This is a genomic window from Actinomadura kijaniata, from assembly GCF_014138665.1.
In the GTDB taxonomy this organism is placed as follows: domain Bacteria; phylum Actinomycetota; class Actinomycetes; order Streptosporangiales; family Streptosporangiaceae; genus Spirillospora; species Spirillospora kijaniata.
The window spans coordinates 38,253-54,884 of the sequence record NZ_JACJIA010000008.1; the positions used below are offsets into that span (position 1 = coordinate 38,253).

Genomic DNA, 16,632 nt, shown 5'->3' on the forward strand with positions numbered 1-16,632 from the left:
AAAGAATAGCGGAACCCGGGCGTGGTTGTGACATCGGGCGGCTAGGCGTGGACGCGCAGCAGGATGGCCCATGTCTTGGGTCCCACCACGCCGTCGGCGGTGACTCCGCCCCACTTCTGGACGGCCTTCACCGCGTCCTCGGTGGTGCGGCCGAAGTCGCCGTCCATCTCGACCTCGGGGTGGGAGCGGGCGCGCAGGAGCGCCTGGACGCTCTCCACGTGCTCGCCCTTGGCGCCGCGTTTGAGGGTGGGGAGTTTCTTCACGAGGTTCTCCGTCCAGTTGGGCGCGGGCGTGCTGCCGCCCGGCGCGGAGTCGTAGGCGGGACGGCCGTAGCCGGCGATCGAACTGGCCGAGCGGACGCGGCGGCGCACCGCGTCGCCGGTGTTGCCCTCGATGGTCTGCACGCGGCCACCGCCGAGCACCTTCTCGATGACCCCGACGTGGTCGATGGCGCCGACGGAGTTGGAGTTGCCCCAGTCGAAGAAGACGATGTCGCCGGGGCGCGCCTTGTCCAGGTTGGCCGCGGTGCCGGTGTGCCAGCGGCCGATGCGCTGGAAGTCCTGGGCGTGCCAGACGGTGTAGGCCCGGTCGCCGGAGGGCAGGACGGCCTTGGCGTTGCCGGAGCGGCGGGCCCAGTAGGTGACGGCCATGTCGCACCAGGCGGCGCTCAGGAAGTCGTCGCCGTGCCGGGAGGCGTAGTCGCGGGTGATGCGGTTCGGGCGACCCGACAGGCCGAGGGAACGGCGGGCCTCGGCGAGCATCGCGGCGGCGGTTCCCATCAGTCGGCCTCCCCGCGGTAGACGCCGTCGGCGTCGGGGGGCCCGTAGAGGTCGCGGAGGATCTGCTCCTCGTCGGGTTCGGTGGCGCGGTGGACGTCGGGGTGCGCGTCCACCATGTGCATGTTGGAGAGTTCTTCGCGGTCGGCCGGTTTCACGGTTCCTCCGGGAACGATCTGTGTTCGGTAGACCGTAGTGGGGGTTTTCCTGGTTTTGGTGGGGTTCAGCAGACTTGGAATGGCCGGTGGGGTGGTGCCCGCTCGGACGCGTTCGATGCGCGTGCGGGGGGCGCACGATGGGGTGTCCGGGTCGATACGCTGGGCCTGCGAACGCGCCCGTGGCGCTGGCAAGTTCGCGTCTGGCCGGGGACCGGCGCAGGCGTTCTCGCAGCTAGAAGGACTGATCAGCAGTGACAGACAGCAGTTTTGACATCGTCAGCAAGCTCGACCGGCAGGAGGTCGACAACGCGCTGAACCAGGCCGCCAAGGAGGTCGCGAACCGGTTCGACTTCCGTAACGTGGACGCGGGGATCCGGTGGTCGGGCGAGACGATCGACATCCAGGCCAACACCGAGGAGCGCGCCAACGCCGTTCTGGACGTGCTGAAGGACAAGCTGGTCAAGCGGCAGATCTCGCTGAAGGCGATCGACGCGGGCGAGCCCAGGTTGTCGGGGAAGCTCTACAAGCTGTCGGTGTCGCTGAAGGAGGGCATCTCCCAGGAGAACGCCAAGAAGATCAGCAAGATCATCCGGGAAGAGGGCCCGAAGGGCGTGAAGGCCCAGATCCAGGGCGAGGAGCTGCGGGTGTCGTCGAAGAAGAAGGACGACCTGCAGGAGGTCATCTCGCTGCTGAAGGGCAAGGACCTGGATGTCGCGCTGCAGTTCGTGAACTACCGCTGACCAGCGGGGTCACGCGGCCGGAGCGCCGGGGGGTTGGTGGTCCGGCCGCGTGACGTCCCTGATGAGCGCGCCGACCTCTTCCCCCGCAGAAGCCGTCGGCGCGCTCTTGTTCTTCTATGACGCAGGAGGCGGCCCGGAGGTTCGGAGATTTTTTCAGCCGGCCATGGAGGCGCCGTCGCGGCGGTCCTCGAAGCCGTCCAGGGTGCGGGCCAGCTCGGCGAGGTCCAGGTCGAGGACGCGGGCGAGCGCGGCGACGGTGAAGAACGCGGGGACCGCGATGGCCCCGCGTTCGATCTTTCTGAGGGTCTCGATGGAGATCCCGGCCTCGGCGGCGACGGAGGAGGCGGGGCGGGGGCCGCGGGCGGCGCGCAGGATCTGACCGAGGGCGCGGCCCCGGTCGCGCTGTTCGGAGGTGAGCGGTGTGCGGACCATGCGAGCATTCTAATACTGGTATTAAAATACGCGTCATGGTGACCTATCGAAGCCCCCGAGAGTGGAAGATCATGCGTGAGGCCGGCCGTGCGGTGGCGCGCACGCTGGCGGCGGTGCGCGACGCGGCCGAGCCGGGCGTGCCGCTGGCCGAGCTGGAGGCGGTGGCGGCGCGGACGTTGAAGCGGATGGAGGCGCGCCCGTCGTTCCTGGGCTACCGGCCGAGCTGGACCTCGGTGCCCTATCCCGGAACGGTCTGCGTCTCGGTCAACGAGGTGGTCGTCCACGGCATCCCGCACGCGCACATCACGTTGGAGGACGGCGACGTGGTGTCGGTGGACTGCGGGGCCGAGGTCGGCGGCTACCACGGCGACGCGGCGATCACGTTCGTGGTCGGGACGGCCGACGCGGGCGCCGAACGCCTGCTCGCCGCGACCGCGCAAGCGCTGGACGACGCCGTCGCGGCGGCGCGGCCCGGCAACCGGATGGGCGACGTCTCGCACGCGGTGGACCGGATCGCGCGGGCGAACGGCTACGGCGTCCTCGACGGGTGGGGCGGCCACGGCATCGGCACCTCCATGCACGAGGATCCGCCCGTTCCCAACCGGGGCTCCGCCGGACGCGGCCTGCGGCTGCGGGAGGGCCTGACGATCGCGATCGAGCCGATGTTCCACGAGGGCGGCGAGGACGCGACGCGGGTGCTGGACGACGGCTGGTCGATCGTGACGGCCGACGGGAGCCGCGCGGCGCACTTCGAGCACACCGTCGCGGTCACCGCGGACGGGCCGCGGGTGCTGACCCTCCCCTGAGCCGGGCTCAGCGGCCGCCGGCCATCCTCTCCAGGCGGGCGATGCGCTCGGCGGTCGGCGGGTGGGTGGAGAACAGCCTGCCGACGCCGCCGCCCCGGAACGGGTTGGCGATCATCAGCGAGCTGGTGGAGGCCAGCCGCGGGTCCTGCGGCAGCGGCAGCGCCTGCGTGCCGCTTTCGATCTTGCGCAGCGCGGAGGCGAGCGCCAGCGGGTCGCCGGTGAGCCGCGCGCCGGAGGCGTCGGCCTGGTACTCGCGGGTGCGGGAGATCGCCATCTGGACGACGGCGGCGGCGAGCGGGCCGAGGACCATCATCAGCAGCGCGCCGAGCAGGCCGGGCCCCTCGTCGTCGTCGGACCGCCCGACCGGCAGGAAGATCGCCAGATTGGCCACATAGGTGATCACGGTGGCGAGGGCGGCGGCGACCGAGGAGATGAGGATGTCGCGGTTGTGGACGTGCGACAGCTCGTGGCCGAGGACGGCGCGCAGCTCGCGCTCGTCGAGGATCTCCAGGATCCCCCGGGTGGCGCAGACGGCGGCGTTGCGCGGGTTGCGGCCGGTGGCGAACGCGTTGGGCTGCCTCGTCTCCGACACGTACAGCCGCGGCATGGGCTGGCGCGCGGCCGTGGCCAGCTCCCGCACGATGCGGTACAGGGCGGGGGCCTCGACCTCGCTGACCGGGTGGGCGTGCATGGACCGCAGCGCGATCCGGTCGCTGTAGAAGTACGCGATCCCGTTGGTGACCAGCGCGATGACCAGGGCGATGGTGAGCCCGGCACGACCACCGAGGGCCCAGCCGACCGCCAGCATCAGCGCCGACAGCGCGGCGATGAGGACCGCCGTCTTGACGCCGTTGAACCGCACTTCCGCCTGCCTCCCCGTTGTCGGAGTGTCACTCAACGCAACGGTTTGACCAGGTGAAATGTTCCCGGATGCGTCCTGTCAGCTCACCGTGGCGACGGTCTGCAGGACGATCTGCGGCGCGACCGACAGCACCACGGCCCCGGCGAACGCGGCGGCGACGGCGGCCCGCACCGGCGTTCCGGGGGCCACGTCGGCGGGCCGCCCGGCCGGGGCGGTGAACAGCCGGACCGCCCACAGCAGGTAGTAGTACAGGCCGATCACCGTGTTGACCGCCATGACGACGGCGAGCCAGGTGACGTCCCCGGCGACGGCCGCGCGGAACACCACGACCTTGGCGAACAGCCCCATCACGCCGGGCGGCAGGCCCGCCAGGCAGATCAGGAAGAACGCCATCGCGGCGGCCAGGCCGGGGCGGGTGCGGGCCAGTCCCCGGTAGTCGTCGAGGGCGTCGCGGGTGAGGCGCTCGCGGACGGCGACGACGACGGCGAACGCGCCGATGTTCATCACCGCGTACAGGGCGACGTAGGCGGTGGTGGCGGCGACGGCCTCGGGCAGGCGGCTGCGGCCGACGGCCAGCGGCGCGAGCATGTAGCCGGACTGGGCGACCGACGACCAGGCCAGCAGGCGGATCGCGGTGGTCTGCCGGAGGGCCAGCAGGTTGCCGAGGGTCATGGTGACGGCGGCGAGCACGGCGACCACCGGCCCCCAGACGTGCCCGAACGCCGGGAAGCCCAGCGCCAGCACGATCGCCAGCCCCGCGAACCCGGCGGCCTTGGACACCACCGACAGGAACGCCGCGACCGGCAGCGGGGCCCCCTGGTACACGTCGGGGGCCCAGAAGTGGAACGGCACGGCGGCGACCTTGAACGCGAACCCGGCCAGCACCAGCACGATCCCCACGACCGCGACCGGTTCCAGCTCCGCGGGCAGCCGGTCCAGGGCGGGCGCGATCCGGTCCAGGTGCATCGCGCCGGTCGCGCCGTACACCAGGCTGATCCCGAACAGCATCACCGCCGCCGAGATCACCGAGACCAGGAACAGCTTCAGCGCCGCCTCGGAGGCGACCCCGTCGTAGCGGCGCAGCGCGACCAGCGCGAACACCGGCAGCGACAGCGTCTCCAGGGACACCGCCAGCAGCACCAGGTCGCGCGCGGCGACCAGCGTCAGCGCCCCGACGACGGCGGCCAGCAGCAGGAAGTGGTACTCCCCGGCCGGGATCCGCGACTCGACGACCTCCCGGACCGACAGCAGCACCACGATCACGGCCGCCGCGAGCACGACGCCCTGGAACAGCAGCGTGAAGTCGTCGGCGACGTAGGAGCAGGAGCGGGGCCCGTTCCCGCGCAGCCCGGTGGGCAGGCAGAACGTCGCGCGCCGCCCGCCGAACGCCAGCGCGGCCACCGCGAGCAGCGCGACGCCCAGGGCCCCGCCGCTGACCAGCGCCAGCGCCCGGCGGGGCGCGCCGAACGCGTCGGCCAGCAGCGCCCCGAGCGCCGCGACGGCCAGGATCAGCGGCGGCGCGATCGCCGCGTAGTCGATCCCCTGGATCATGGGGTCAGCCACCTCCCAGCAGCGCGCGCACCGGTGCGGTGGTCACGTCCAGCAGCGTCTTCGGCCACAGCCCGACCAGCAGGGTCAGCGCGACCAGCGGCAGCCACGCGGCGTACTCGTGGCGGGTGACCGCCACGACCGGCCCGGCGGTGAGGCGCGCGTCGGGCACCGGCCCGTGCGTGATCTTCGAGAGCATCCGCAGGAAGTAGGCGGCGGTCAGCACCGCGCCGATCCCGCCGACGGCCATGAACGTCACGAACGTCGCGCGCGGCAGGTCCGCGTCCGGCCGGTAGGCCCCGAGCAGCGCGAGCATCTCGCCCCAGAACCCGGCCAGCCCCGGCAGCCCCAGGCTCGCCACCGACGCGAACGTCAGCACCGACGCCAGCCGGGGCGCGGAGGTCAGCAGCCCGCCGCCGAGCTCCCGCAGGTCGCCGGTGCCGTACCGGTCCTTGACCGATCCGGCGAGGAAGAACAGCAGGCCGGTGATCAGGCCGTGGGCGATGTTGCCGAACAGGGCGGCGTTCACCCCGACCGGCGTGAGCGTGGCGATGCCCAGCAGCACGAAGCCCATGTGCCCGACCGACGAGAACGCGATCATCCGTTTGAGGTCGGTCTGCGCCAGGCACGCCAGCGCCCCGTAGACGATCCCGACCACGGCGAGCAGCCCGAGCCAGGGGGCCCAGAACTCGGCCCCCTCGGGCGCGGACGGCAGCGCGATCCGGACGATCCCGTAGGTGCCCATCTTCAGCAGGACCCCGGCCAGCAGGACCGATCCGGCGGTGGGCGCGGCGGTGTGGGCGTCGGGCAGCCAGGTGTGCAGCGGCCACATCGGGGCCTTCACCCCGAAGCCCAGGGCCATCAGCAGGAACGCGACGATCTGCACGCCGCGCGTCAGGCCCTCGCCGTGCCGCTGGGCCAGGACGGTCATGTCGAGCGTTCCGGCCTTGACCCCGACCAGCAGCATCCCGGCCAGCAGCAGGCCGGAGCCGAGCAGCGTGTAGAGGATGAACTTCAGGGCCGCCGCGCGCCGGTCGCCGGTCCCCCAGATCGCGATCACCGCGTACATCGGGACCAGCACGACCTCGAAGAACACGAAGAACAGGACCAGGTCGAGCGCCACGAACGTGCCGAGCATGCCAACTTCGAGCACCAGCAGCAGCGCGGTGAACAGGCGGAGCCGTCCCCCGGCGGGCGGGTGCTTGGCGGTGTAGACCAGGCACAGGAACGTCAGCAGCGCCGTCAGCAGCACCAGCGGCAGCGAGATCCCGTCCACGCCGAGGTGGAAGCGGAGCCCGATCGACGGGGCCCACGGCCAGTCCACCCGGAGCTGCATGCGTTCCGGCGCGCCGAAGTCGAACGCGGTCAGCGCCGACAGCCCCACCAGCAGCGTCGCGCCGGACAGCCCGACGGCGAACCGGCCGAGCGCGGCGTCGTCGCCGAGGAACCGCTCGCGCGGCAGCGCCAGCGCCAGGGCCCCCGCCAGCGGGATCGCCATCATCAGCAGGAAGATCAAAGCGAGATCACCACCACGGCCGCGATGACGACGACACCGGCCAGCACGCCGGTGAGATAGGTCTGCGGGTTGCCGTTCTGCGGAATCCTCAGCAGCCCGCCGAGCCGGCGCGCGGCGTGTCCGGTGCCGAGGACGGCGGCGTCGATGCCCCGGTCGTCGGCGCGGACGACCAGCCGGGCCAGGACGCGCACGGGGCGGACGACGACGGCGTTGTAGAGCGTGTCCACGTGGAAGGCGTTAGCGAACACCGGCCGCAGCGGGCCGAGCCTGCTCGCGGGGTCGGCGGCGGGGTCGCGGTTCCACAGCAGGAACGCGCCGCCCGCGCCGAGCGCGGCCAGCAGCAGCACCAGCAGGGCCGTCCCGAGATGCGGCCGCAGCTCCGCGGCCCCTAGGCCGAAGAACCCGAGGACCGCCGAGGGCACCGCCAGCGCCGCGACCGTCCACGCCATGATCTTGGGGGCCTCGCGCGGCTCGAACTCCCCGCGCGTCTCCCCGAAGAACGTCATCAGCCACAGCCGCGCGGCGTAGGCGGCGGTGAGCGCGACGGTCAGCAGCAGGCCGAGGTAGACCAGCCAGGCGGCCCAGTTGGACTGACCTGACGTTTCGACCACTCCGACGTAGAAGTCGGTACCCGGCGGGACGCTCTTCTTGAGCTCCTGGACCAGCGCGTTCGTCCCGGTGCCGTCCAGCGCCGCGTGCTGGGCCGCCTCGATGATCGAGTCCTTGCTGAACCAGCCGCTCACCGGCGGGATCCCCACCAGCGCGGCCAGCCCGACCGTCATCGACCAGAACGTCAGCGGCATCGCGCGCCGCAGCCCGCCGTAGTGCCGCAGCAGGTTGGACCCGGCGACCATGATCACCGATCCGGCGGCCAGGAACAGCAGCGCCTTGAACGCGCCGTGCGTCAGCAGGTGGAAGATCGCCGCCGACTTCGCGCCCACGGCCAGCCCGGCGGCCATCACCGCGAGCTGGCTGATCGTGGAGTAGGCCAGCACCCGTTTGATGTCGTCCTGGGCCAGGGCCGCCAGCGCCGACCCCACCATGGAGATCACCGCGAGGACGCCGAGCACGGTCAGCGCCGCCGAGCCGGTCAGGAACACCCCGTACAGCCGCGCGACCACGTAGATCCCCGCCGCGACCATCGTCGCCGCGTGGATCAGCGCGCTGATCGGCGTCGGACCGGCCATCGCGTCGGGCAGCCAGGTGTGCAGGGGGAACTGGGCGCTCTTGCCGGCCACGCCCGCCAGCAGCAGCAACGCCGCCGCGGTCACGGTCGCGTCGGGCATCAGCGGCACCCGCTGGAGCACGTCGGAGATCCGGAACGACCCCGCCTCGATCCCCAGCAGGAAGATCCCGAACAGGAACCCGACGTCGCCCAGCCGCGTGACCAGGAACGCCTTCACCGCGGCCCGCGAGTTCTCGCGGTTCTCCCAGTGGTGGCCGATCAGGAAGTACGAGCAGACGCCCATGACCTCCCAGCCGACGTACAGCAGCAGCAGGTCGCCCGCGTACACCACCAGCAGCATCGCCGCCGTGAACAGCGAGATGAACGCCGCGTACGACGAGTACCGGGGGTCCTTGGCCATGTAGGCGACCGAGTAGACCTGCACGGCCAGCGCGACGCAGCACACCATCAGCGCGACGACGGCGGCCAGGCCGTCCACCTGAAGGCCGATCCGGATCGGCACCGACCCGGTCCCGACCAGGGTCAGCGTGCCGGCGCGCTCGCCCGGCGACCGCCAGACGGTGAACGCCACGATCGCCGCCAGCACCGTCGCCGCCGCCATAGGCAGGCAGGCGGCCAGCGCGGGGCCGTTGCGCAGCGGGGTGCGTTCGGCGACGACGGCGGCGCGCCGCCAGACGCGCTCGCCGGTACGGGGGCCGCCGCCGGGCACCTTCTCGAAGACGACGGCGCGCGGGTCCTCGGGCGGCTCGGGCTCGGCGGGCGTCGCGCCCCCGGCCCGCAGCGCCTCCGACAGCTTCGGCCCGAGCAGGAAGCCCGCGAACGCCGCCAGGAACGGCAGCAGGATCGTCAGCGAGGCGAGAACGATCACGATGAGGAGACCTCCGCCCCGTGCCGCGCGTCGGCGTCCGGCCGTTCCCCGGCGGCGTTCCCGTCGGCGCCGTCCTCGGCGAGGGCCCGCAGCCGGTCCACGTCGATCATCCGGCGGTTGCGGTAGACCAGCAGCACGATCGCCAGCCCGAGCCCGACCTCGGCCGCCGCGATCACGATGGTGAACAGCGTGAGGACCTGGCCGCCGTGCAGCCGGTCGCGCCAGTGGACGTCGAAGGCGACGAGGTTGAGGTTGACGGCGTTGAGCATGAGCTCGACGGACATCAGCACGAGGATCGCGTTGCGGCGGGCGAGGACCCCGTACACGCCGATCGAGAACAGCAGCGCCGACACCACCGCCGGATACGCCAGGTGCATCAGCGGTTCCCCTTCCCGTTCCCGGACGCCGGGTCCTGCGGGCCGATGTCGGAGCGCGACAGCACGATCGCGCCGACCAGCGCCGCCAGCAGCAGCACCGACAGCACCTCGAACGGCAGCACCCACGTCCGGAAGATGCTCGCGCCGATCCCCTCGGCCGCGCCCTGGTCGCCCTTCAGCGGCGTGTAGGCGTCGCGGAAGCCCATGACCAGCACCGTCACCAGCACCCCGGCGGTCGCCAGCGCGACGCCGAGGGCGACCCAGCGGTTGCCGGAGTCCAGGTCCTCGCTCTCGCCGATCGGCGCGCGGGTCAGCATGATCCCGAACAGCAGCAGCACCACGACCGCGCCCACGTAGATCAGCACCTGGACCCAGGCCACGAACTCGGCGGTCAGCACCAGGTAGCCGCCCGCCAGCGCGCCGAACGACACCACCAGCCACAGCGCCGCGTGCACGAGCTGCCGGGTCGTGACGACCATGATCCCCGAACCGACGGCGACGACGCCCAGCAGCGTGAAGACGACCTCCGGCCCGGTCACGCGCCCCCTCCGGGGCGGCGCGCCGCGCGGGCCGCGGACTTCTCCGCCGTCGCGATCTCCTTGGGCGGCTCGGCGAGCGGGTCGTGGGCCTGCGGCGGCGGGACCGTCCACATCCACTCGCGCAGCCGGTCCTTCTCATGGGTGAGCTCGGCGATGTCGTACTCGGCGTACTCGAACTCCGGCGACCAGAACAGCGCGTCGAACGGGCACACCTCGACGCAGATCCCGCAGTACATGCACAGCGCGAAGTCGATGGCGAACCGGTCGAGCACGTTCCGCGTGCGGGGCCGCCCGCCGCCCTCGGCGGGCAGGGTCTCCTTGTGCGAGTCGATGTAGATGCACCAGTCGGGGCACTCGCGCGCGCACAGCATGCACACGGTGCAGTTCTCCTCGAACAGCGCGATCACGCCCCGGCTGCGCGGCGGCAGCTCCGGCCGCGCGTCGGGGTACTGGCGCGTGATCGAACGCCTGGTCATCGTCCGCAACGTGACGGCCAGCCCCTTGGCCAGCCCGCCTCCTGGTAGCCGTCCCACGGGTCACATGATTCCTTACCTTGCGTCGCTGGGGAACGCGGCGGGGGTCGCGTTCGTCAAACGGGGCATGGGTCAGGCGGCACGCCGGCACCGCCGACACCCCTCGGGAGGGCCCGTGAGCGACAACAGGTACGGCCCCTACAACCCGGACGGGGATTCCCCTCCGGGCGTGCCTCCGCACGCGTCATACCCCCATCCGCCACGGCCGCACCACCCTCATCAGCAGTTCCGGGCCGGGCCGTACCCGTCCGGTTCCCGGCACCCGTATCCGCCGGGGTCGCGTCCGGTCCCGCCCGCCTGGCGCGCCCCGTACCAGATGCCGCCCCCGCCGCCCCCGGCGTACCCGTTGTTCCCTCCGCCCGAGCCGGAGCCGAGCGGGTACCTGTGGGCGTTCACGCCGTTCTTCACGCTCGGGTTCGGGACGCCGTTCACGTTCCTGTACGCGGCGGCCCGGCGGCGTTCGGCCGGGCACGGCCTGACGGCGGCGGGCTACGGCGGCGCGCTGGCGTTGGTGTTCACGCTGGTGAACGTGGGCGTCCCGGCCCTGGACGTGCTCGGCGGCTTCCTGCTGATGCTGCTGTGGATCGGCGGGACGGTGCACACCCTCGCGGTGCGGCCCTCGGTGTTCCCGCCCACCACGCCGCCCAACCGGATGAACCAGCACGCCGTCCAGGTGGCGAAGTACCGCCGCGCGCTCCGCGAGGAGGCCCGCGCCCTGGTGGCGGAGGACCCCGCCCTGGCCCACGAGCTGCGCATCGGCCGTCCCGACCTCCCCCGTGCCTACGACGACGGGGGCCTGATCGACGTCAACAACGCCGCGCCCCAGGCGCTGGCGACGTTGCCGGGCATGACCGACGAACTGGTGGCCCGTGTCGTGAAACGCCGCCGGGCGCAGGGCGGTTTCGTGTCGGCGGAGGAGCTGGCGCTGGACGTCGACTATCCGGCCGACGCCCTGCCGAAGCTGGCCGAGTACGCGATCTTCCTGCCCTGACGCCCCCGGAATGATCGCCCTCCGGCCGCGGTTCGATCCTGGTATGAGCGACGAACCGTTCGACCCGCGCGCGCTGCTCGCCGACAGCCGCCTCGGCGTCCTGGCCACGATCAAGTCCGACGGCCGCCCGCAGCTCTCCCCCGTCATGCCCTACTACGACCCGGAGAACGACGTCATCCACGTGTCGATGACCGAGGGGCGGGCCAAGACGGCGAACCTGCGCCGCGACCCGCGCGCCACGCTGGAGGTCACCGGCCCCGACGGCCGTTCGTGGGCCACCGCCGAGGGCGTCGCGACGCTCACCGGCCCGGGGACCGACCCCCACGGCCCCGAGGTCGAGGCGCTGGTGCGCTACTACCGCCTGGCCGCCGGGGAGCACCCGGACTGGGACGAGTACCGCTCGGTGATGGTGTCCGACCGCCGGGTGCTCATGACGATGACCGTCGACCACGTCTACGGCGAGAGCATCGGCTGACGCCGGCCGGGGTCCTCGGCGACGCGGCCCGCCCGTACCTGGGGCTGGCGGGGCCTCCGCACTTCAACCCGGACCACGACGTCGAGCCGCCGCCCCCGGAGGTCGCCCGGATGCGCGCCCTCATCGCCGGGGCCGACGCGGTCCTGTTCTGCACCCTCGCGGAGGAGCGCGGCGGGCCCAGGTCGCGGACGTCGAAATCCGAACGTCAACAACCGCTCGACCACGGCACGGCGCGGGCCCACTTGTGTCACAGTTGAACCTTGCGTGCTCACTCGTGTGCTGTCAGCAACCGAAAGCCGGTCGGTTCCATGAACGCTCCCGCCCCTCACCAGAGCTCGCCCCACCCCCCGGCCCACCATCCGGATCCGGATCTGGCCGCGGCCGTGGCGGTCGCCGCCGACGCCGCCCAGCAGTGCCAGCAGACCCTGCAGGCCAACACCCGGGTCGTCGCCGACGCTCACCGTGCCGTCCAGCGGGCCCGCGCCCAGCTGCACGCCTCCGAACATGCCACCGCGCGGGCCGCCGCGCATGTCACCGATCTCATCGACCGGCTGCACCAGCTCGCCGCCCAGTACCGTTCCGGGGGTTGAGGAGTGACGTGCGCGGTTCGCGTCGCGTGACCCGCGGGAACGCCTGGCGCAACCGCTGATCTCAAGGTCGCCCGGGTCGCGCCCCTTTGAGGGCCGGGCGGTGGGACGGGACCGGCCCGTCAGCCCAGGTCGGGGCCGTCGGGGCGGGCGCGCCTGATCTCGTAGAAGCCGGGGGCGGCGGCCAGCAGGACCGCGGCGTCCCACAGCCGGCCGGCCTCCTCACCGGTGGGGGCGGGAGTGAGAACGGGGCCGTTGAACACGACCGGCCCGCCGTCAGCGCCGGTGACGGCGAGGACCGGGGTGCCGGTCTCCTGGCCGAACGCCTCCTGGGCGCGCTGGTGGGAGGCGCGCACGGCCTCGTCGTAGGTGGTGGTGTCGGCGACGGCGGCCAGGTCGGCCGGCAGGTCGGCGTCCTTGAGGGACCCGGCGATGAAGTCCGGGGTCACGTCCTCGCCGTTCAGGTGCTGGCGGGTGCCCATGGCGGTGTAGAGGCGGCCCACGGCGGCGTTGCCGTGCCGGTCGGCCACCGCCGACAGCACCCGCACCGGACGCCAGCCCTTGGGGCCCATCATCTCGCGGAACCGCTCGGGCACCTGGTCCAGCCTGCCCTCGTTGAGGATCGGCAGGCTCATCACGTGCCAGTTCACCTGGACATCGCGGATCCGTTCGACCTCGGTCAGCCAGCGGGAGGTCAGCCAGGTCCACGGGCAGATCGGGTCGAACCAGAGGTCCACGGTGGTCGGAGCCATCACATACTCCTTGATCGCGAAAGGGATGTGAGGGTGTCGTTCCCGTTCACAGCCAGGCGCTACCCGGTCAGCGGTGGCAGGACCGTCCGCGCGGTGCCGACCCTCCCGGCGGAAAGCCGCTGGTCAGGCGAGGGCCACGCGGAGGACGCCGGTCAGGGCGAGCTGGGCCAGGGACAGCGGGACCAGCCACGCCCAGGCCAGCTTCTGGAGCTGGTCCTCGCGCAGGCGGGGGTAGCTGACGCGCAGCCAGATCACCACGAACGACAGGGCGAAGACCTTCAGCAGCGTCCACAGCCAGCCCAGCTCCGCGTCCAGGAACGGGCCCTTCCAGCCGCCCAGGAACAGCACCGTCGTCAGGGCGCACAGCACCACGATGCCCGCGTACTCGGCCAGGATGAACAGGGCGAAGCGCAGGCCGCCGTACTCGGTGTACGGGCCGAAGATGATCTCGGAGTCGGCGATCGGCATGTCGAACGGCGGGCGGCGCAGCTCGGCCAGGCCCGCGACGAAGAACACCACCGCGCCGACCGCCTGCCACGGCAGCCACCACCAGCGCCACTCCTCGACGATGCCGCTGAGCGACAGGGTGCCCGCGGCCATCGCGACCGAGGACGCCGCGAACACCATCGGCAGCTCGTAGGACATCAGCTGGGCCGCCACGCGCATGCCGCCGAGCAGGGAGTACTTGTTCGCGCTCGCCCAGCCCGCCATGATCGCGCCGATCACGCCGACGCCCATCACGGCCAGCGCGAAGAACACGCCGATGCCGAGGTCCAGCGCCACCTGGCCGTCCGGGCCGACCGGGATCACCAGCAGGACCAGCAGGTACGGGACCAGCGCGACGGCCGGGGCCAGCTTGAACACGCGGCGGTCGGCCGCGCGCGGGATCACGTCCTCCTTCTGCGCGAACTTCACGCCGTCGGCGATCAGCTGCGCCCAGCCGTGGAAGCCGCCGGCGTACATCGGGCCGAGCCGGCCCTGCATGTGCGCCATCGCCTTGTGCTCGACCTGCCCGACGATCAGCGGCAGGACGGCGAACGCCGCCGCGACCGCGACCAGCTTCAGGATGATCTCAAGCACCGGACCCCCAGTCCTCGGGCACGCCCGGCGGGCGGACGCGGCGGCGGCTGGGCGCGCCGTGGCCCGACTCGCCCGGTTCCTTCGCGCCCGGCCACGGCTTGGCGACGCGCGAGGCCAGCACGAAGTCCTTGCGCAGGGGGTGCCCCTCGAAGCCGTCCGGCAGCAGGAGGGGGACCGGGTTCGGATGCCCGTCGAAGACCACGCCGAACATCTCGGTCGTCTCGCGCTCGTGCCAGTTCGCGCCCCGGTACACGCCGGTCGCGGTCGGCAGGCGCGGGTCCTCGCGCGGCACCCGCGTGCGGACCAGCAGGTGCAACCCCGTCTCCAGCGAGTACACGTGCGCGACGACCGCGAAGCCGTCCTCCAGCTCGTCCACGCCGGTCAGCCAGTCGAAGAACCCGCAGCCCTGCTCGTCGCGCGCGAACGTGAGCGCCGGGATCCACGCCGTCGCCGGCACCGTCACCGCCAGCCCGCCGGACGTCTCCTCGACGGCCGCCACGTCGCCGAACCGCTCCGTCCAGGCCGCCGCGCTCTCCTGCGCGCTCACCGGGGGGCCCGCCCGATCTGGTCGTCGTCCTCGCCGTCGTCGAAGCCCGGGACGATCGAGTTGTCGACCGGCCGCAGCGGCTCGGTCGAGTCGGCCGGCCCGGCCTCGACCGGCGGTTCGGGTTCGGGCGCGGGTTCGGGCGGGGGTTCGGTGACCGGCGTCAGCGGGGCCGTCTCGTCACTCGGGCCCGCGACCTCGGGCGCCGCCTTCGCCTCCGGCGGCAGGGCCTCGTCCGGGACGACCGGCACTTCCAGCGTCTCCGACTCCGGCGTCAGCTCGGGCTTCGGCTCGGGTGGTGGGAGCGGCGTCGTCCGGTCCGCCGGGCCCGGCTCGGGCTCCCGCGCCTCCGGCGGCAGGGCCTCGTCCGGGACGACCGGGACCTCCATCGTCTCCGACTCCGGCGCCGCCTCAGCCGGCAGTGGGGCCGTCTGGCCCGCCCGACCCGACTCGGGACCCCGCGCCTCCGGCGGCAGGGCCTCGTCCGGGACGACCGGGACCTCCAGGGTCGGTGTCTCGTCCTGGGTCGGCGGGGGCAGGAGGGGGCGGCGCAGCACCGTGGCCGAAAGCGGTCGCCGGGGCGGGGCGGGCGCCACGGGCTCGCCGGCCCGCGCGTACCGGTCGCCCAGCGACTCCCCGGCGATCTTCTCCTGGAGCTTCATGATCCCGTGTAGCAGCGCCTCGGGGCGCGGCGGGCAGCCGGGGACGTACACGTCGACCGGGATGATCTGGTCGACGCCCTTGGTGACGCAGTAGGAGTCCCAGTACGGGCCGCCGCAGTTGGAGCAGGCCCCGAACGAGATCACGTACTTGGGCTCGGGCATCTGCTCGTACAGGCGGCGCACGGCCGGGGCCATCTTGTCGCTGACGGTGCCCGACACCACCATCAGGTCGGCCTGCCGGGGGCCGGGGGCCAGCGGGATCACGCCGAGGCGGATGAAGTCGTGCCGCCCCATGGAGGTCGCGATGAACTCGATCGCGCAGCAGGCCAGCCCGAAGTTGAACACCCACAGGGAGTACCGGCGGCCCCAGTTGAGCACGAACTTGACCGGCTTGGGCGCCAGCCGCGACAGCGGGCCGACGCTCGGCGGGGGCAGATCGACAGTGCTCACCCGAGCATTCTTACAGGCCCGTCACACCCAGGACAGCACGCCCTTCTTCCCGGCGTACAGCAGGCCCGTGGCCAGGAAGCCCAGGAAGACGAACATCTCCACCAGCGTCGTCATGCCGTAGCCGGGCGCGGCGAAGACCGTCGCCCACGGGAACAGGAACACCGCGTCCACCGCGAAGATCACATACAGGTAGGCGAACACGTAGTAGCGGACGTAGGACTGCGCCCAGTGCGCGCCGACCGGATCGACGCCGCACTCGTAGGTGGTGAGCTTCTCGCGTGTCGGACGGTGCGGGCGCAGCAGCCGGTTGGCGGCCAGCCCGCCGCCGACGATACCGCCGCCCACCAGGAGCAACGCCAGCACCACCAGGTACTTGTCGAAGTAGTCCTGCACCCGAACCTCCCTGGCGCGCGGAGCCGCCCGCACGCCTCCCGTCAAGTATCCCCCGGAACGCCGCCCTCCCCGGTTACGTCAGATCAGGGATCACACTGTCGTTCCTTTAATGCACACTGGATAGGGCATTTGAGGTCGTTTTGACCTGGAAGGACGTGACCGGATGAGCAACACCCCGCCACCCCCGGGCTGGGAGCCCCCAGCAGGCCCCTCGTGGCCGCCGCCCCCGCCGCCGGGCGGTGGCGGTCCCGGTACGCCTCCCCCTCCCGGGGGTTATGGCCCGCCGCCTCCCGGTACGCCTCCCCCTCCTGGGGGTTATGGCCCGCCGCCTCCCGGTGGGCCCGGTTTCGGCGGCCC

At 72.4% G+C, this 16,632-nt stretch carries 20 protein-coding genes; 5 read left to right on the top strand and 15 right to left on the bottom strand.

Annotation, left to right across the window (positions count from 1 at the left end):
- Positions 1-41: 41 nt before the first annotated feature.
- Positions 42-779: a peptidoglycan-binding protein gene (locus HNR61_RS27590; RefSeq protein ID WP_182846121.1), complete on the bottom strand. Its 738-nt coding sequence runs from the start codon at positions 777-779 to the stop codon at positions 42-44.
- Positions 779-934: a hypothetical protein gene (locus HNR61_RS27595; protein WP_157419645.1), complete on the bottom strand. Its 156-nt coding sequence runs from the start codon at positions 932-934 to the stop codon at positions 779-781. Before HNR61_RS27595 ends, HNR61_RS27590 begins: the two co-directional genes overlap by 1 nt.
- Before the next feature lie 251 nt (positions 935-1,185).
- Here HNR61_RS27595 and HNR61_RS27600 point away from each other — a divergent pair, with 251 nt between their 5' ends.
- Positions 1,186-1,674: a YajQ family cyclic di-GMP-binding protein gene (locus HNR61_RS27600; protein ID WP_182846122.1), complete on the top strand. Its 489-nt coding sequence runs from the start codon at positions 1,186-1,188 to the stop codon at positions 1,672-1,674.
- 153 nt (positions 1,675-1,827) lie between these two features.
- On the opposite strand, the gene HNR61_RS27605 is transcribed toward HNR61_RS27600, so the two are convergent.
- Complete coding sequence (locus HNR61_RS27605; protein ID WP_067812339.1) at positions 1,828-2,106, bottom strand: helix-turn-helix domain-containing protein; 279 nt, start codon at positions 2,104-2,106, stop codon at positions 1,828-1,830.
- Between the two features lie 35 nt (positions 2,107-2,141).
- Here HNR61_RS27605 and map point away from each other — a divergent pair, with 35 nt between their 5' ends.
- Complete coding sequence (gene map / locus HNR61_RS27610) at positions 2,142-2,912, top strand: type I methionyl aminopeptidase (RefSeq protein ID WP_182846123.1); 771 nt, start codon at positions 2,142-2,144, stop codon at positions 2,910-2,912.
- Between the two features lie 7 nt (positions 2,913-2,919).
- On the opposite strand, the gene htpX is transcribed toward map, so the two are convergent.
- The 7 genes from htpX to HNR61_RS27645 all read right to left on the bottom strand — a co-directional run bounded on the left by htpX (position 2,920) and on the right by HNR61_RS27645 (position 10,341).
- Positions 2,920-3,774, bottom strand: a complete 855-nt coding sequence (htpX, locus tag HNR61_RS27615) for a zinc metalloprotease HtpX (RefSeq protein ID WP_182846124.1) — start codon at positions 3,772-3,774, stop codon at positions 2,920-2,922.
- 78 nt (positions 3,775-3,852) lie between these two features.
- Positions 3,853-5,325 carry an NADH-quinone oxidoreductase subunit N gene (locus tag HNR61_RS27620; RefSeq protein ID WP_182846125.1) on the bottom strand — a complete coding sequence of 491 codons (1,473 nt, stop codon included), beginning with the start codon at positions 5,323-5,325 and terminating at the stop codon, positions 3,853-3,855.
- 4 nt (positions 5,326-5,329) lie between these two features.
- Complete coding sequence (locus HNR61_RS27625; RefSeq protein WP_312898124.1) at positions 5,330-6,838, bottom strand: complex I subunit 4 family protein; 1,509 nt, start codon at positions 6,836-6,838, stop codon at positions 5,330-5,332.
- Positions 6,835-8,892: an NADH-quinone oxidoreductase subunit 5 family protein gene (locus HNR61_RS27630; RefSeq protein ID WP_182846126.1), complete on the bottom strand. Its 2,058-nt coding sequence runs from the start codon at positions 8,890-8,892 to the stop codon at positions 6,835-6,837. The genes HNR61_RS27625 and HNR61_RS27630 overlap by 4 nt, the downstream gene beginning before the upstream one ends.
- Positions 8,889-9,269, bottom strand: a complete 381-nt coding sequence (gene nuoK, locus HNR61_RS27635; protein WP_182846127.1) for an NADH-quinone oxidoreductase subunit NuoK — start codon at positions 9,267-9,269, stop codon at positions 8,889-8,891. Before nuoK ends, HNR61_RS27630 begins: the two co-directional genes overlap by 4 nt.
- Positions 9,269-9,808 carry an NADH-quinone oxidoreductase subunit J family protein gene (locus tag HNR61_RS27640; protein WP_312898125.1) on the bottom strand — a complete coding sequence of 180 codons (540 nt, stop codon included), beginning with the start codon at positions 9,806-9,808 and terminating at the stop codon, positions 9,269-9,271. The genes nuoK and HNR61_RS27640 overlap by 1 nt, the downstream gene beginning before the upstream one ends.
- On the bottom strand, positions 9,805-10,341 hold the full coding sequence (locus HNR61_RS27645) for a NuoI/complex I 23 kDa subunit family protein (protein WP_174567347.1): 537 nt from the start codon (positions 10,339-10,341) through the stop codon (positions 9,805-9,807). Before HNR61_RS27645 ends, HNR61_RS27640 begins: the two co-directional genes overlap by 4 nt.
- A gap of 346 nt (positions 10,342-10,687) precedes the next feature.
- Between HNR61_RS27645 and HNR61_RS27650 the strand changes: the two genes are divergently transcribed.
- From HNR61_RS27650 to HNR61_RS27660, 3 genes are all read left to right on the top strand, one after another.
- The gene (locus HNR61_RS27650; RefSeq protein ID WP_182846128.1) at positions 10,688-11,332 is read left to right on the top strand and encodes a ComEA family DNA-binding protein; all 645 of its coding nucleotides are present in this window, start codon (positions 10,688-10,690) and stop codon (positions 11,330-11,332) included.
- A 43-nt stretch (positions 11,333-11,375) separates the two neighbouring features.
- Complete coding sequence (locus tag HNR61_RS27655) at positions 11,376-11,807, top strand: PPOX class F420-dependent oxidoreductase (protein ID WP_182846129.1); 432 nt, start codon at positions 11,376-11,378, stop codon at positions 11,805-11,807.
- A gap of 308 nt (positions 11,808-12,115) precedes the next feature.
- The gene (locus HNR61_RS27660) at positions 12,116-12,397 is read left to right on the top strand and encodes a hypothetical protein (RefSeq protein ID WP_182846130.1); all 282 of its coding nucleotides are present in this window, start codon (positions 12,116-12,118) and stop codon (positions 12,395-12,397) included.
- A 119-nt stretch (positions 12,398-12,516) separates the two neighbouring features.
- On the opposite strand, the gene HNR61_RS27665 is transcribed toward HNR61_RS27660, so the two are convergent.
- The 5 genes from HNR61_RS27665 to HNR61_RS27685 form a co-directional block, all read right to left on the bottom strand.
- Positions 12,517-13,146: a mycothiol-dependent nitroreductase Rv2466c family protein gene (locus tag HNR61_RS27665; protein ID WP_182846131.1), complete on the bottom strand. Its 630-nt coding sequence runs from the start codon at positions 13,144-13,146 to the stop codon at positions 12,517-12,519.
- 123 nt (positions 13,147-13,269) lie between these two features.
- On the bottom strand, positions 13,270-14,226 hold the full coding sequence (locus HNR61_RS27670) for a complex I subunit 1/NuoH family protein (RefSeq protein WP_067812354.1): 957 nt from the start codon (positions 14,224-14,226) through the stop codon (positions 13,270-13,272).
- A complete protein-coding gene (locus HNR61_RS27675) occupies positions 14,219-14,773 on the bottom strand; it encodes an NADH-quinone oxidoreductase subunit C (RefSeq protein ID WP_182846132.1) in 555 nt (184 codons plus the stop codon). Before HNR61_RS27675 ends, HNR61_RS27670 begins: the two co-directional genes overlap by 8 nt.
- Complete coding sequence (locus tag HNR61_RS50715; RefSeq protein ID WP_182846133.1) at positions 14,770-15,882, bottom strand: NADH-quinone oxidoreductase subunit B; 1,113 nt, start codon at positions 15,880-15,882, stop codon at positions 14,770-14,772. Before HNR61_RS50715 ends, HNR61_RS27675 begins: the two co-directional genes overlap by 4 nt.
- Positions 15,883-15,903: 21 nt before the next feature.
- A complete protein-coding gene (locus HNR61_RS27685; protein WP_083998863.1) occupies positions 15,904-16,275 on the bottom strand; it encodes an NADH-quinone oxidoreductase subunit A in 372 nt (123 codons plus the stop codon).
- Positions 16,276-16,632 lie beyond the last annotated feature (357 nt).

What these genes read in the sequence shown, in the direction of transcription:
- HNR61_RS27590 (WP_182846121.1), bottom strand. Translation starts at nt 779, where the DNA reads ATGGGAACCGCCGCCGCGATGCTCGCCGAGGCCCGCCGTTCCCTCGGC.
- HNR61_RS27605 (WP_067812339.1), bottom strand. Translation starts at nt 2,106, where the DNA reads ATGGTCCGCACACCGCTCACCTCCGAACAGCGCGACCGGGGCCGCGCC.
- map (WP_182846123.1), top strand. Translation starts at nt 2,142, where the DNA reads ATGGTGACCTATCGAAGCCCCCGAGAGTGGAAGATCATGCGTGAGGCC.
- HNR61_RS27620 (WP_182846125.1), bottom strand. Translation starts at nt 5,325, where the DNA reads ATGATCCAGGGGATCGACTACGCGGCGATCGCGCCGCCGCTGATCCTG.
- nuoK (WP_182846127.1), bottom strand. Translation starts at nt 9,269, where the DNA reads ATGCACCTGGCGTATCCGGCGGTGGTGTCGGCGCTGCTGTTCTCGATC.
- HNR61_RS27655 (WP_182846129.1), top strand. Translation starts at nt 11,376, where the DNA reads ATGAGCGACGAACCGTTCGACCCGCGCGCGCTGCTCGCCGACAGCCGC.
- HNR61_RS27660 (WP_182846130.1), top strand. Translation starts at nt 12,116, where the DNA reads ATGAACGCTCCCGCCCCTCACCAGAGCTCGCCCCACCCCCCGGCCCAC.
- HNR61_RS27665 (WP_182846131.1), bottom strand. Translation starts at nt 13,146, where the DNA reads ATGGCTCCGACCACCGTGGACCTCTGGTTCGACCCGATCTGCCCGTGG.